Source organism: Nonomuraea sp. NPDC054003 (genome assembly GCF_055585125.1).
In genome coordinates, this window is record NZ_JBVJKR010000021.1 from 106,275 (window position 1) to 119,634 (window position 13,360).

A 13,360-nucleotide genomic window follows, 5' to 3' on the forward strand; every position below is an offset into this window, starting at 1 on the left:
TCGGTTCTCGCTGCCGCATGAGCGGTCTGCACGTGAGGTCAGGATTCGGTTCCGGCTGCCTCACGGGCGATCCGCACCGTGAGGTCAGGATTCGGTGGGCGCGGTGGCGGACGCGGTCACGTGGATCGCGGGCAGGGCGGGGCCCCAGGGCGGGCGGACGGCGAGCGAGATGTGCACGGTCGTGTGTTCTGGGGTGCGGTTCACAGTTACCTCTGCTTCGGGGCGGGTGGCTGAGCGGGCGAGGTCTCGTACCTGATCGAGACGCTCGCCCCTGGCCGCGGCGCGAGCGGCGGAGCGGGCGGCGTCGACGCATTCGAGGTGGGCTCCGACGGCCTGGATGGCCCACAGCGCCGCCGCGAGGACGACCATGAGTGCGGGGAGCATCGCGGCCGTTTCGGCGGTCACGGAGCCTTTTGACGACCTCCGGCGCGCGTGGCCGGTCATCCCTTGGTGTTGAGCGCCCGGTCTATCAGCGAGGAGAGCATCTCCTGCACTTCGGGACTGCTGACCACCTTGAAGAGCAGAGCGGCGAAGGCGCAGGCGGCGATGGTGCCGACCGCGTACTCGGCGGTGGACATGCCCCTGTCGCGGGCGGCTCCCGCCAGGCGGGCCTGCCTGACGGACCACCAGCGACGGTGGCGGGTGCGGAGCGACAGGTTCTTGTGGTCCTGCATCGTGCCTCCAGGAAGATCGGGCCGGGGCGACGCCCCGGGGTGCGGGTCCAAGATTCGCTTGGACCGGCATGGGCCCAAGGGGCCGAGCGCCGTTCTGTGGATAAGCGAGTACGTGGCGCCGAGGCTGTGGAGGGAGCACCCGTGAACGGAGGCGGGATCGGGTGGACGCGACGTTGGGTGGACGCGACGTTGGGTGGACGCGACGTTGGGCGGACGCGAGGTTGAGCGGACGCGGAGGTTGAGCGGACGCGAGATTGAGCGGACGCGGAGGTTGGGTGGACGCGAGATTGAGCGGACGCGAGATTGAGCGGACGCGGAGGTTGAGCGCACGCGGGCCCGGTGGACCTGGTGGCATGGTCTCGTCAGCGGACGCGTGCTCGCCGGAACGAAGCGCTCTCGTCAGCGGACGCGAGCCCGGCTGACCCAGCGGTGCTGTCTAGGCAGCGGATGCGAGCTTGCTGAAGCCGGTGGAGCACTCTCGTCAGCCGACGCGAGCCCGGTGGAACCGGCGGAGCGCTCTCGTCAAGGGAGGACGATCGTGGTGGCCAAGCCTGCTACCACGGGGACGATTCCCAAGAGGACGAAGGCCGGGAGGAAGCAGAGGCCCAGGGGTGCCACCGCTTTGACGCCCACACTGCGGGCCGCGGCCACCGAGGCGGCCCTTGACGTTTCGCGGGCGTCGTCCGCCAGGCGGGTCAGGATGTCGGCCACGGGGGCGCCGCTCTGGGACGCTCGGATCATCGCTCGGGCGAGTTGGGCTGTGGCCGGGTCGCGGGACAGGTGGGTCCAGGTCGGCTCGGGGTCGGCGCCAAGTTTGAGCTGGGCGGCCACCCAGGTGAGTCTCAGCCCGAGGGGGCCGCCTATCGCCGTGGCGGCGGTCTCGGTGGCGGCGCTGGTGGGCTGGCCCGCGAGCAGGCAGGCCGACATGAGGTCGGCGGCGAACGGCAGGTCCGTGGTGATCCGGTTGCGGTCGCGTTCGAACTCCGGCGGATCTCTGCGGTGGAGGGCCGCCGCGGTGATGGGAGTGGCGAGGAGGGCCGTGACGATGCCGGGGACGCCGCCGACCAGCAGGGCGACGACGACACCCAGGCAGAGCGACGGGACGAGGGTGCGGCTTGAGAGCCGGCGCCCGGTCTGCGCCCTGTCAGTGAGCCAGACGGGCGGAGGTGGGTCGGCGGGACGGGATCCGTCCTGCCGGGGTGAGGGCTCGGGGAACAGGCGGGCGAGGCGTTGCGCGGGAGTGGTGGGCGAAGTCCAGAGGTAAGCCGCCAGGGCAGTGCAGAGGATGGAGGCGAGCGCGAGCATCGGGTGGTCCTAGCTGTGACGGAGGTCGGAACTTTCCGCAGCGGATGGGTTTTGACGCCTGGCCTTGTAAGGGCGGGTCAGGGGTTCACCGCTTTGGTGGCCATGCGGTGGGTCCACCAGAGGCCGCAGGCGTCCAGGGAGATGCCGGCGGCGAGGCAGAGGAGGCCTGGGAGGCCGCCCAGCAGGAAGGTGAGGGGACGCATGCCCAGGGCGGCGGCCATCAGGAGGCCCAGCGCGGGGAGGACGGCCAGCATCCTGGCTGTCGTGCGAGGGCCGGCCAGTTGGGCGGCGACGTCCTGCCGGTGGGCCTGGGAGGCGCGCAGGGTCGCCGCCACGCGGTCCACGAGGGCGCTCAGGCCGGCGCCGACCGTCACGCTGACGTCCCAGCATGCGGCGAGGCGGCGCAGGCCCTCGCCGCCCTCCTCCGGGGCGGCCCGGAGCAGGGCGGCGGAGACGTCGCCGCCGTCTCTGGCCGCGGCCGACACGGGGCGGAGGGCGCCGGGGTCCGGCAGGTCGACGGCGTCGAGTGCTCTGGACAGGGCCTCGCCGGGGGTCCGCCCCGCTGACAGCTCGGCGGTCATGGCGTGGCACAGCTCGATCGACGCGCGGCGCCAGGCGTCGGCTCGGCGTGACCTGCTCGGGCGAGCGAACAGGGCCTTCAGGCTGGGCGGGCGCGGCTCGTCGTCGTGGTGGGTGAGCCTGGCCAGACGGAGGGTGGCGGCGTCGGGGCTGGTCCAGAGCCATACGGCGAGCGCGATGAGGAAGGCGGCGGCCACGGCGGTCATGACGCGGACTCCTCGGGAGAGGGAGCCTGGCCGATGGGGAGAGGGCGAGGGCTCTCGGACGGCGACACTTCTCGCGAGGCCGGAGACGTCGGGTGATGGCGAGGGCTCCCGGACGGCGGGGCTTCTCGTGAGGGCGGAAGGGGCGGGGAGTCGCCGGTCAAGGTTGTGTAGGCGGGGCCTGGGTGTGCGTGGCCTTCGGGGGTGAAGGTCACGGCGGGGATGGCTCGTACGAGGTCGTCGTCGGTTCTGGTCAGGAGGCGGATCTCGGAGATGCGGCGTCTGCCGTCGGTGCGGCTGCGAGTGAGGTGGATGACGACGTCCAGGGCGGCCGCCAGCTGGCTGTGGACGGCTTGTCTGCTGAGGCCCGCGGCGCAGCCCAGGGCCTCCAGGCGGGGCGGGACGTCGGCGGCCGTGTTGGCGTGGAGGGTGCCGCAGCCGCCCTCGTGGCCCGTGTTGAGGGCCGCGAGGAGGTCGACCACTTCCGCGCCTCTGACCTCGCCGACCACCAGGCGGTCGGGGCGCATGCGCAGGGCCTGGCGGACGAGGTCGCGCAGGCCCACGCCGCCCGCGCCCTCGACGTTGGCGGGTCTGGACTCCAGGCGGACCACGTGCGGGTGGAGCGGGCGGAGCTCGGCGGAGTCCTCGACCAGGAGGAGGCGTTCGCCGGGGTCGGCCAGGGACAGGAGGGCGGAGAGGAGGGTCGTCTTCCCCGTGCCGGTGCCGCCCGAGATCAGGAAGGCTCTCCTGGTGGTGACCAAGGTGGTGAGGATCGGGACGGCGGCAGGGGTGATGGTCCCCGCCGCCACCAGGTCGGGCAGGGTGAACGTGCGGCGGGGCGGCAGGCGCAGCGAGACGCAGGTGCCTCCCGAGGCGATCGGGGGGAGGATCGCGTGGAGGCGGACGCCTCCGGCGAGGCGGGCGTCCACGTACGGGGAGGCGTCGTCGAGGCGGCGGCCCGCCGCGGCGGCCAGGCGCTGGGCGAGCCTGCGGACCGCGGCGTCGTCGGTGAAGGTGACGGGGGTGAGGCGCAGGCCCCTGCCGTCGTCGACCCATACCTCGCGGGGGCCGTTGACCAGGACGTCCGTCACTTCGGGCGCGGCCAGGAGCGGCTCCAGCGGGCCCGCGCCGATGAGGTCGGCGCAGAGGGCCCGGGCGACGGCGAGGATCTCGGCGTCGCCGTAGACCGCCCTCTCGGCGCGGAGTGCCACGGCCACCTGGGCGGCCGTGGGTTCGGCTCCCGCTCTGGCGAGGCGTACGCGGACGGCTTCCACGAGCTCGGGGGTTACCTGCACGGTGGTCTCGATTCGGGTGGGATCGCGGGCGGTGGCCGAAGGGGTCACACCGGGAGGAGGTCGTGGAGGAGCGTCGTGCAGAGGGCGCCGAGGGTGGTGCGGGGGCCCAGTCTGGGGAGTTCGCCGCGGTTGAGCGTGGCCGTCAGGCGGGGGTGGTCGGGCAGGTGGGCGGCGGCGGGGATGGACAGGGAGGCCGCCGCCGCGTCGGCGTCGAGGACGCCGGGGCGGATGACGGCGCGGATGTCGGAGGTGTGCTCGGCCGCCTGCCGCAGGACCTGGGCGGCGGACAGGACCCCGCGGACGTCGGCCGTGACCACCAGGAGGGTGGTGGTGGCCCTGCCCAGGGCTTCGGCGGCGGCCGCGTCGAGGTGGCGGGGAAGGTCGACGATCACCAGGTCGAAGCCCCGGCGGCCGGCTTCGAGGACCGAGCGCATGGCCTCCCTGGGGATGGGGCGGACCTCGCCCCGGTGGAACGACAGGACCGCGAGGTCGCCGAAGCAGGGAAGGGCTCCTTGGAGGGCCGAGGAGCTGATGCGGCCCTGCCTGGCCACCAGGTCGGCCCAGCGTGCCCCCTGCGTCTCCTCCTGGCCCAGGAGGGCGTCCAGGCCACCGCCCAGTGGGTCGGCGTCGACCAGGAGGGTGCGGAGGTGGTCGCCGGAGGCTCTGAGCGCCAGGCACGCCGACAGGACGCTGGCTCCCGCGCCGCCCCGGCCGCCGATGACGCAGAGGACCGCGCCGGACCGCGGGTGGGGCTCCATGGCGTCGGCGAACTCCTCGACCAGGCGGCGCTCCTCGTCGGGGAGGGGCACGACGGCCTGGGCGCCGACCGAGACGCAGCGGCGCCAGGTGTCGGGGTCGTCGGGGGCGCGGGTGACGAGGAGCACGCGGTCTCTGGCGGGAGGGGCGCAGGCGGCGACGGCGTCGGCGAGGTCGGCGCCGACGACCACCAGCGGGGCGAGGCTCCAGAACGGGCGGGCGTGGGCCGGCGCGTGGGCCACGTCGATCTGGGCGCCGGCCGCGGCGGCGACGCGGACCAGGTCGTCGAGCAGGTCGCGGTCCTCGGTGATGACCAGTGGGCGATTCATCGGACTCCCTCGGGGTCGGGGAGGTCCGACCATGCCCGGGACGAGGCCGGGCGCGGGGAGGCGAACGCGGTTCTGGGGATGACGGCGCAGGCCGTGCACAGGCTGTGGACGACGGCTACGGGCGAAGTCCGGAAATGGGGCGACCCCCGCCGGGGGGGAGAGCGGGGGTCGCCTGTTCGGTCCGGCTCCGGGGGGGTAGAGCCGGTCCCGTTTCAGAAGAAAGCTTTCATCACTTCACCGGAGCATGGCAAGGGACTTGGAAACCCAACCCATGCGCAGTCACTCCAGTTTCTGGTGATACCACCGTATGCTGCCCGATCCACTCGAGTTTCGTCGAGGCGCAATCTGGTATTTCCGCCAAGTTTTTTCGTAATCGCATAACGATCACATAAAGCCGATCACGGACAGTGATCATCACGGCTTGATAACCACGCCCCGTACCGCGACGCCGATCCGCCACACCGGACACGCGGCCAACCTCCGGTAAAGGTCTTGCTCCCGGGGGTTCCCATCAGGGCTGATCCGTCATAGAAAGGTGTCACGGACCAGTGGTCCGGGTGCATCAACCGGGTACCCACGCGCGACCAGCCGCGGGAGGCGCGTCGTGACGGGCTTGACCCGCTCCGACGAATTGAGGTGCACGCTTGGTAACCCGGCGTGATGCACCGGCGGACGGCGTCTCTTGACAGAGGCGCCGTCAGCTACGTTTCTCAGCCTCTTTGCATGGCTTCGCAGATGGCGACCGCTTCCCGCACCCCCAGGCTTACCGCAGAGGCACATTGCTGTATCCACTGGGCCACGCCCTCGGGTGTGCCGCTCAGATAGGCCCGCAAGCCCTCGGCGTACGGCAGCTCCAGATGCCCCACCTCGACGGCCACCAGCGACTTGGGGTCGAGCCCGTACTCCACCAGCGTGAGCCGCTCGGCGGCGCGCGCCACGACGCCGTCGGCCGTGCCGAAGGGCCGCAGCACCGCCAGCTCGGCGTGCACGACGGCGGCCAGCACCAGCGCCGGGGCGGCCTTGGTGGCGCCGTCCATCAGCAAGATCAGGCGCTCCATCCGGGCCGCGGTCTCCTCGGCGGACGGCGCCGCGCCCAGGCCGAGCGGGTCGGGAGCGGAGTCGGCGGTCCGGGGCCGGCCCAGCGCCTCCTGGCCGGTCAGTCCGGCCGCGGCGACGGTGTGCAGGCGGGCCAGCACCTGCCTGGGGGCCTTGCGCCAGGTCGGCCCGAGGCGGCCCAGCTCCGCGGAGGCGCGCAGCGCCCCCTGGACGACCGGGTCGTGCGCCTCGTCCCTGCGCAGCGCGTCGAGCGGGACGTCCGCGCCCTCGATCGCGGCGGACGCGCGGGCGCCGCGCAGCGACGACTCGGTGGACACGGCCGGGCTCGCCCGGCGCAGGACGCGGTGGCGGTAGAGCCGGTCGACGGCCTCCCGTGCGGCGTCGACCGCTTCGGACACACCGGGAAGCCGCGCGAGGGCGGCCAATGGGTCACTCACGGATATCGACCATACCCGCGGGTAGAGGATCACCCTCGCGGGGCCCATAAAGCCGCCTCCAATTGGCGCGCTCCAAGCAGGACATTTCAGGATGACAACGTTTCAATAGCTTTTGTCATTCAAATCGGCAAGCTGTCGACTTCCTGCGCCGAACGGTACAGACCTGTCTAGACCTCTTGTGTGGGTGTGCTGTGACCTGGTGAAGTGGGACATGACCTACCCGATCTGGCCCTAGAAGGAGCGCGAAGGTGGCCCCGGAGACCCCTGGCAAAGAGAACCAGGCCCTGTCCAACTTGCTACAGGAGAACCGCCGGTTCGCGCCACCGGCCGAGCTGGCGGCGGCCGCGAACGTCACCGCCGCCGCTTACGCCGAGGCGGACGCGGATCGCCTCGGCTTCTGGGAGCGTGTCGCCGAACGGCTGACCTGGGCCAAACGCTGGGACACCACGCTCGAGTGGAACGCGCCCTTCGCGAAGTGGTTCGTCGGCGGCGAGCTGAACGTCGCGTACAACTGCGTCGACCGGCACGTCGAGGCCGGCCACGGCGACAAGGTCGCCTACTACTGGGAGGGCGAGCCCGAGGGCGACTCCCGGGTGATCACCTACGCCGAGCTGCAGGACGAGGTCTGCAAGGCCGCCAACGCCCTGCGCGAGCTGGGTGTGGGCAAGGGCGACCGGGTGGCCGTCTACCTGCCGATGATCCCCGAGCTGCCGATCACCATGCTGGCCTGCGCGCGCATCGGCGCCGTCCACTCGGTGGTGTTCGGCGGCTTCTCCTCGGCGGCGCTGAAGAGCCGCATCCACGACGCCGACGCCAAGCTGGTCGTCACCGCCGACGGCGGCTACCGCCGCGGCGCCCCGTCGGCGCTCAAGCCGACCGTGGACGAGGCCGTCGCCGAGAGCCCCCAGGTGGAGAAGGTCCTGGTGGTCCGGCGCACCGGGCAGGACGTCGCGTTCGGCGACAAGGACCTGTGGTGGCACGACGTCGTCGACCGCCAGAGCACCGAGCACACCGCCGAGCCGCACGGCGCCGAGGACCCCCTCTACATCCTCTACACCAGCGGCACCACCGGCAGGCCGAAGGGCATCCTGCACACCACCGGCGGCTACCTGGCCCAGACGGCCTGGACGCACGACGCGGTCTTCGACCTGAAGCCCGAGACCGACATCTACTGGTGCACCGCCGACATCGGCTGGGTGACCGGCCACTCCTACATCGTGTACGGCCCGCTGGCCAACGGCGCGACGAGCGTGATCTACGAGGGCACGCCCGACACGCCCCACCGCGGGCGGTTCTGGGAGATCGTGCAGAAGTACAAGATCTCGATTCTCTACACCGCGCCCACGGCCATCCGCACGTTCATGAAGTGGGGCGACGACATCCCCGCCAAGTTCGACATGTCGAGCCTGCGCGTCCTGGGCTCGGTGGGCGAGCCGATCAACCCCGAGGCGTACGTCTGGTACCGCGCGAACATCGGCGGCGACCGCTGCCCGGTGGTCGACACCTGGTGGCAGACCGAGACGGGCGCCATCATGATCAGCCCGTTGCCCGGCGTGACCCACGCCAAGCCGGGCGCGGCCATGCGCCCGCTGCCCGGCATCGTCGCCGACGTGGTCGACGACCAGGGCAACAGCGTGCCCGACGGCGGCGGCGGGTTCCTCGTCATCCGCGAGCCGTGGCCGGCCATGCTCCGCACGATCTGGGGCGACGACCAGCGCTACATCGACACGTACTGGTCGAGGTTCGACGGGATGTACTTCCCCGGCGACGGCGCCAAGAAGGACGAGGACGGCGACCTGTGGCTGCTGGGCCGGGTCGACGACGTCATGCTCGTCTCCGGCCACAACATCTCCACCACCGAGGTGGAGAGCGCGCTGGTCAGCCACCCGAAGGTGGCCGAGGCGGCGGTCGTGGGCGCCACCGACCCGGTGACCGGCCAGGCCATCGTGTCGTTCGTCATCCTGCGCGGCACGGTCGAGGAGAGCGACGACATCGCGGCCGAGCTGCGCGCGCACGTGGCCAAGACGCTGGGCCCGATCGCCAAGCCCCGCCAGATCCTGGTGGTGCCCGAGCTGCCCAAGACCCGGTCCGGCAAGATCATGCGGCGGCTGCTGCGCGACGTGGCGGAGAACCGGAGCATCGGTGACGTCACGACGCTGGCCGACAGCACGGTGATGAACCTGATCTCGGAGAAGCTCCCGTCGGCCAAGGCCGAAGACTAGACCCTCGTACGCGACCCCCTGCCCTGGATCATCCGGGCGGGGGGTCACTCGTGTGCCGGACCGGCTCGGCGCTATGTTCTCGGATCGGGTAGATCTGGGAGTGATTGCGGGGCGCGTGGTGGGCAGGTTCCTGGGATGTTCGGCCGGGGCGGCGAGGCAGTCAGGCGGGCTCCACGGGTGGGACGCGGCGGTGGGGCCGGGTCCCATACGGTATGCGGGCGTCGCATCCCGCTGACGATGATTGACACGGCCGTCAGGCCTCGATAGGAGACGTTCATGCCGCAGACTCCCGAGGAAGAATCGCTGGGCTCGCTCGTCGCCCAGGCGAGCGATCACATCTCGACTCTGGTCCGTTCGGAGATCGAGCTGGCCAAGGCCGAGTTCAGGTTCGACGCCAAGCGGGTCGGCACGGCCGGGGGCCTGTTCGCCGCCGCCGCCTTCATGGCCCACCTGTGCCTGATCCTCGCCTCCTTCGCGATCGCCTTCGTGCTCGCTCAGTGGATGCCGACGTGGGTGGCCTTCCTCGCCGTGACCGTCTTCTACCTGCTTGTCGCGGCTTTGCTGGTCTACGTCGGAGTCCGCAAGCTGAAAGGGCTGGCCGGGATGAAGCGGACCGCCCGGTCGCTGAAGGGCCTCAAGGAGATCGCCCATCCGGATGAGGTCCCGGTGGCGGACGATCGACCGGTCCCGGTCAAGAGGCCGGTGACACCCGGTGGCGTCTGACGAGGCCGTCGTCCAGATCGAAGGCCCTTGGACGCACCGCACGGTGCACGCGGGGGGCACGCGGTTCCACGTCGTGGAGGCCGGCGACGGCCCGCTGGTGCTGCTGCTGCACGGCTTCCCGCAGTTCTGGTGGACGTGGCGGCACCAGCTCAGGTCGCTGCCCGAGGCGGGTTTCCGCGCGGTCGCGGTCGACCTGCGCGGCTACGGCGGCAGCGACAAGCCGCCGCGCGGCTACGACCTGCCGACGCTGGCCGCCGACGCGACCGGGCTGATCAAGGCGCTCGGCGAGACCGGCGCGATCGTGGTCGGCCACGACTGGGGCGGGCTGCTGGCCTGGACGATGGCGGTGCTCGACCCCAAATGCGTGCACCGGCTGGTGACGGTGTCCGCCCCGCATCCCCTGCGGCTGCGCAACGCGCTGCTGACCGACCCGTTCGGCCAGCTCAAGGCGAGCCGGCGGGCGTTCGGCTTCCAGCTTCCGCTGCTGCCCGAGCGCAGGCTGACCAGGCGCGGCGGCGCGCTGGTGGGCAGGCTGCTCGACGACTGGTCCGGGCCCGGGTGGCCGGACCAGGAGACCTCCCGTACGTATCGCGAGGCGTTCACGATCCCGGCCGTGTCCCACTGCGCGCTGGAGTACCACCGGTGGTTCGGCCGCTCGCAGCTCCGCCCCGACGGACGGCGGTACGCCAGGGCCATGCGGACCGAGGTCGAGGCGCCGACGCTGCAGCTGCACGGGGCGCTCGACACCTGCACGCTGCCGCGCACCGCGCAGGGGTCGGGCCGCTACGTGGCCGCCCCGTACCGGTGGCGGCTGTTCGAGGGGGCGGGCCACTTCCCGCACGAGGAGATTCCCGACGTGTTCGACACCGAGCTGCTCGGCTGGCTCGACGACCCGGAGCCCGACCGATGAGAGACCGAGATCCGGAGGGCCGCCCGCGCAACGCCCGCCCGCGTGACGCGTTCGGCCGGCCGCTGCCGTACGGCTCGGAGGGCATGCCGAGGGTGCCCGACGACTACGCGCCCACCACCGGCCAGGCGCTCGCCGACGGCCGCCGGTTCCTGGCGGAGGGCCTGCCGTTCAGCGCGCACGAGGTGTTCGAGGGGCGCTGGAAGTGCGCCCCTGAGGAGGAGCGCGAGCTGTGGCAGGGCCTCGCGCAGATCTGCGTGGGCCTGACCCACCTGCAGCGCGGCAACGCGCGGGGCGCGCTGACGTTGTTCGCCCGCGGCGCTGCCCGGGTGCAGTCGTACGGCGACCCGTACGACGCGGTGGGCAGGGCGGCGTCCGGCCTGCACGACGACAGCGACGCCGCCGAGGCGGTCGAGCTGATCCTGGCCGAGCTGCCGGAGCCGGACGACCTGACCTAGTCGCACTGCTGGGTGTCGGCCGGGCTGGTGTCGTTCTTGCCCTGCTCGGCGTCCGGGCGGACCTCGTCGGCGGTCAGCGCGTAGCCGGTCTCCTCCTGGCTGACCGCGGCCGCGAAGATCACCCCGTACACCCGGCCGTCGACCGAGAGCAGCGGGCCGCCGGAGTTGCCGGGCAGCACCAGGCCGCGGATCGCGTACACCGAGCGGGTGACGTTGGTGTCGCGGTAGATGTCGGGGCTCTCGGCGTTGTTGATGCGGCTGCGGATGCGGGCCGGCTCGGCGGAGAAGCCCTGGCCCTTCGGGAAGCCGGCGATGATCGCGTTGTCGCCCTTCTCGGCCTCGCCGTTGAAGGCCAGCGCCGGGAGGTCGAGCCCCGGGACGCGCAGGACGGCGATGTCGCGGCGCGGGTTGTAGCGGACCACCGTGGCGGCGTGGCGCCGGCCGCTGTGGTCGACGATCTGCAGGTCGCGGGTCACCCCGGCGACCACGTGGGCGTTGGTCATGATGCGGTCGCGGGCGTAGACGAAGCCGGTGCCCTCGATGTGCTTGTTGCAGCTCTCGGCGTTGCCCTGCACCTTGACGATGGCGCGGGTGGCCCGCTCCAGCTTGGCGCCCTTGAGGATGCTGCGGGGGGCCGGTTCGACGTCCACGAGCTGGCCGGCGCCGATCGCGTCGAACACCGGCGGGAACTCGGAGCGGTCGATGAACTTCTTGAACGGCTGCTGCCAGTTGCGCGCGGCCTGCGGGATCGCCTGGTCGACGGTGGTGAGCAGCAACGACCCTTTGACCTGGTCGACCAGCGGGGTGAACGAGGTCGAGACGATCAGCGACCCGATCAGCCACGCGATCACCAGGACCGACAGCGCGCTGGCGAACGTGCCCCCGACCGCGTCGGCCACCTTGGCGGGCTCCCACGTGACGTGCGAGCGCACCACGGCCCCGATGGTCGAGGAGGCGAACTGGCCGATCGTCGCGGCCAGGAAGACGATCACGATGGCGAGCAGCGCCTGCGGCGTGTCGCCGTCGACGACGGTGCGGGAGATCGGCGGCGCGATGAACACCCCCAGGACGGCCCCGCCCACGAACCCGACGAAGCTCATCACCCCGATGATGAAGCCCTGCCGGTATCCCGAGATCCCGAAAGCGATCACGAGGCCGATCAATATGAGGTCAAGCAGATCACCGCGCACGCTTCAAAGCTAACCAGGGTCTGGGTCAAGTGTGCATGTCTTCTGCCAGGACCGCCCGCGGCCCGTGGCTAACGTGATCCGCATGCCGCCGTTCGAGGGAACAGTTCGTGGTCTCATCGAGGCAGCTCTGCGCGACACCGACCCGGACGGGCCGGTGCGCTGGCAGGTGATCAGCCGGCTGCGGGAGCGCGGCGATCTGGAGTGCTTCATCGAGGCCCGGCGGCTGTGCGCCGCCGACGGGACCGCCGAGCGGCTGCTGGGCGTCGACATCCTGGGCCTGCTGGGGGCGTACGTGGACCGCGCGCTGCCGATCCTTCGCTATCTGGCGGCCAGCGAGGACGACGCGGTGGTGCTGTACTCGGTGCTGATCGCCTTCGGTCATCTCGGGGACCCGCGCTCGCTGCCGTCGGTGATCGACCTGGCCGCCCATCGCGACCCGCGGGTGAGGTACGGGGCGGCCTACGCGCTGCAGCACGTGCTGGGCGACCCACCCGACCGTACGGGGCTGGCCGCGTTGCGTTCGCTGACCCTGGACGCCGACGCCGACGTGGCGGGCTGGGCCTCGCTCGGCGTGGCGCTAGCCACGGGCCGCGAGCTGTAGCACCTCGGGCGGGATCTCCTCCACCCGGTCGCGGTCCCACGGCAGCTCCAGCGCGCCCTCGCGCAGCAGCCCGTCGAGCACCGCCGCGGTGAACCCCCACACGAGCATCCCGCGCACCCGGAAGGCCGGACCGGCGAGCCCGGCCCGGTGGCGCAGCATGAGGCGGTTGGCCGGGTCGGTCAGCTCGGTCACCGGCACCCGCTCGACGGAGTCGACCTCGTCGGGCGAGGCGGCGTGCACCGCGCACGGGTCGTGCCACCAGCCGAGCACGGGGGTGACCCGGTTGTCGCTGTGGGAGAGGTAGAGCTCGGGCATGGTGGCGAGGACGGTGACGCCGCGCGGGTCGAGGCCGGTCTCCTCCTCGGCCTCGCGCAGCGCCGCGCCGATCGGCCCGTCGTCCTCGGGGTCGACGCCGCCGCCGGGGAACGCCGGCTGGCCGGGGTGCCGCCGTCCGCGCGTGCTGCGCTGGATCAGCAGCACGTCGGGGCCGTAGGGGCCGTCGCCGAACAGCGCCAGCACCGCCGCCCTGCGTCCGCCCCGCACAGGCGGGCGCAGCCCCGGGGGGACACGGGTCTGTACGGCGTTCGCGGCGAGCTGGTCAAGCCAGTGGGGCACCTCGGTCACG

At 72.1% G+C, this 13,360-nt stretch carries 14 protein-coding genes; 5 read left to right on the forward strand and 9 right to left on the reverse strand.

Translation table 11 applies throughout. The features are described 5' to 3' along the window. Positions 1 to 84: 84 nt before the first annotated feature. The 7 genes from ACZ6YG_RS39835 to ACZ6YG_RS39865 form a co-directional block, all read right to left on the reverse strand. Positions 85 to 405, reverse strand: coding sequence for a TadE family type IV pilus minor pilin (locus tag ACZ6YG_RS39835; RefSeq protein ID WP_466020813.1), 321 nt, complete (start codon positions 403 to 405; stop codon positions 85 to 87). Positions 406 to 440: 35 nt separating this feature from the next. Further along, positions 441 to 674, reverse strand: coding sequence for a DUF4244 domain-containing protein (locus ACZ6YG_RS39840; RefSeq protein WP_148036299.1), 234 nt, complete (start codon positions 672 to 674; stop codon positions 441 to 443). 522 nt (positions 675 to 1,196) lie between these two features. Continuing rightward, positions 1,197 to 1,979, reverse strand: a complete 783-nt coding sequence (locus ACZ6YG_RS39845) for a type II secretion system F family protein (protein ID WP_466020814.1) — start codon at positions 1,977 to 1,979, stop codon at positions 1,197 to 1,199. Positions 1,980 to 2,056: 77 nt separating this feature from the next. Then, complete coding sequence (locus ACZ6YG_RS39850; RefSeq protein ID WP_466020815.1) at positions 2,057 to 2,764, reverse strand: type II secretion system F family protein; 708 nt, start codon at positions 2,762 to 2,764, stop codon at positions 2,057 to 2,059. Continuing rightward, positions 2,761 to 4,068, reverse strand: a complete 1,308-nt coding sequence (locus ACZ6YG_RS39855; RefSeq protein WP_397196710.1) for a TadA family conjugal transfer-associated ATPase — start codon at positions 4,066 to 4,068, stop codon at positions 2,761 to 2,763. Before ACZ6YG_RS39855 ends, ACZ6YG_RS39850 begins: the two co-directional genes overlap by 4 nt. 32 nt (positions 4,069 to 4,100) lie before the next feature. Then, a complete protein-coding gene (gene ssd, locus ACZ6YG_RS39860) occupies positions 4,101 to 5,141 on the reverse strand; it encodes a septum site-determining protein Ssd (protein ID WP_466020816.1) in 1,041 nt (346 codons plus the stop codon). 710 nt (positions 5,142 to 5,851) lie between these two features. Next, complete coding sequence (locus ACZ6YG_RS39865; RefSeq protein ID WP_261809027.1) at positions 5,852 to 6,634, reverse strand: Fic family protein; 783 nt, start codon at positions 6,632 to 6,634, stop codon at positions 5,852 to 5,854. 248 nt (positions 6,635 to 6,882) lie between these two features. Between ACZ6YG_RS39865 and acs the strand changes: the two genes are divergently transcribed. From acs to ACZ6YG_RS39885, 4 genes are all read left to right on the forward strand, one after another. After that, positions 6,883 to 8,856, forward strand: coding sequence for an acetate--CoA ligase (acs, locus tag ACZ6YG_RS39870; protein WP_219544807.1), 1,974 nt, complete (start codon positions 6,883 to 6,885; stop codon positions 8,854 to 8,856). A 276-nt stretch (positions 8,857 to 9,132) separates the two neighbouring features. Then, the gene (locus ACZ6YG_RS39875; RefSeq protein ID WP_219544806.1) at positions 9,133 to 9,579 is read left to right on the forward strand and encodes a phage holin family protein; all 447 of its coding nucleotides are present in this window, start codon (positions 9,133 to 9,135) and stop codon (positions 9,577 to 9,579) included. Beyond that, positions 9,569 to 10,489 (forward strand): alpha/beta fold hydrolase, encoded by a 921-nt coding sequence (locus tag ACZ6YG_RS39880; protein WP_219544805.1) that lies wholly within the window; start codon positions 9,569 to 9,571, stop codon positions 10,487 to 10,489. The genes ACZ6YG_RS39875 and ACZ6YG_RS39880 overlap by 11 nt, the downstream gene beginning before the upstream one ends. Then, positions 10,486 to 10,944: a DUF309 domain-containing protein gene (locus ACZ6YG_RS39885; RefSeq protein ID WP_466020817.1), complete on the forward strand. Its 459-nt coding sequence runs from the start codon at positions 10,486 to 10,488 to the stop codon at positions 10,942 to 10,944. The genes ACZ6YG_RS39880 and ACZ6YG_RS39885 overlap by 4 nt, the downstream gene beginning before the upstream one ends. Here the strand turns inward: ACZ6YG_RS39885 and ACZ6YG_RS39890 are convergent. Beyond that, complete coding sequence (locus ACZ6YG_RS39890; protein WP_148036290.1) at positions 10,941 to 12,134, reverse strand: MarP family serine protease; 1,194 nt, start codon at positions 12,132 to 12,134, stop codon at positions 10,941 to 10,943. The two genes, ACZ6YG_RS39885 and ACZ6YG_RS39890, sit on opposite strands and share 4 nt — an antisense overlap. Positions 12,135 to 12,216: 82 nt before the next feature. Between ACZ6YG_RS39890 and ACZ6YG_RS39895 the strand changes: the two genes are divergently transcribed. Further along, entirely contained in the window at positions 12,217 to 12,735 is a 519-nt protein-coding gene (locus tag ACZ6YG_RS39895) for a HEAT repeat domain-containing protein (RefSeq protein ID WP_219544804.1), read from the forward strand. Here ACZ6YG_RS39895 and ACZ6YG_RS39900 read toward each other — a convergent pair. After that, positions 12,712 to 13,359, reverse strand: coding sequence for an NUDIX hydrolase (locus tag ACZ6YG_RS39900; RefSeq protein WP_148036288.1), 648 nt, complete (start codon positions 13,357 to 13,359; stop codon positions 12,712 to 12,714). The two genes, ACZ6YG_RS39895 and ACZ6YG_RS39900, sit on opposite strands and share 24 nt — an antisense overlap. Position 13,360 lies beyond the last annotated feature (1 nt).